This window comes from Candidatus Protofrankia californiensis (assembly GCF_900634765.1).
GTDB classification, from domain to species: Bacteria; Actinomycetota; Actinomycetes; order Frankiales; family Frankiaceae; genus Protofrankia; species Protofrankia californiensis.
In genome coordinates this window covers 1,745-2,475 of sequence record NZ_CAAAFT010000417.1, presented here as the reverse complement: position 1 = coordinate 2,475, position 731 = coordinate 1,745, and the positions used below count along the sequence as shown (strand labels likewise).

Annotated in this window: 1 protein-coding gene; it reads right to left on the bottom strand. The window is 67.6% G+C overall.

All coding sequences use genetic code 11. The features are described from left to right. The coding region (locus DD1DGNOD_RS28320) for a hypothetical protein (RefSeq protein ID WP_206443352.1) at window positions 1–263 on the bottom strand (263 nt) is incomplete at its 3' end. Window positions 264–731 lie beyond the last annotated feature (468 nt).

Here is a 731-nt window from a genome sequence, read left to right as displayed (position 1 = left end):
CACTCCCGGCAGCCGCAGGAGCTCGGGCCGCCGCGCCCGTGCACGATCTCACCCGTCCTGCTCCTGGTGGTGATCAGGCGTAGTCGGGGGGAGGCGCCCTCAGCCGGCTCCTTCGTGGTGGTGATCGTCTGCGTCACCGGAGCGAGTGAGGGGAGCGGCGTAAGCGGGGCGAGCGGGGATGTCGAGCCGGTGCAGGTCAGATCCATGGCGGCTGTGGCACCTGCGGCAGTCGGGTTGGCAGCAGTCAAGGTCACGGGGAGCACGGTGTCCTCCTCCTGGGTGGCCCTTCCGAAGGCCACCTTGCAGACCACAGGTTGTCGAATCGGGCACGCACAGCGCCATGCCCCTTTTGAACCTGTTACCGACTGGTGAAGATGGTCTAGTCAGAGGTAGGCATGCTTGCCATGCCACACCATCCTTGACGGCCATGGTGCGCCAGGTGGCGATCGGTGCAGGATAGCCCGGATGTCCTCCGTGGCCCCTGTACCTGACCGGGCGCGGCGTCGCCACGGTAGTGCGCGCGCCGGGCGGTTTCGCCGTGCCGAATTGTCAGGTCCCGACCGCCGGTTCGCCATGGATCCCGCGAGCGTCACCAACAAGATCGGCGGGGAACTGCTGGAGTGGATGCCGCACGGACGTGGCCTGCCCACGGAGGACTGGGTCTCCCGTCACCGGCTGCTGGTCTGGGTCCTGGCCGTCCACCTGCCCGTGATCGTTGTCTACGCCTCGTA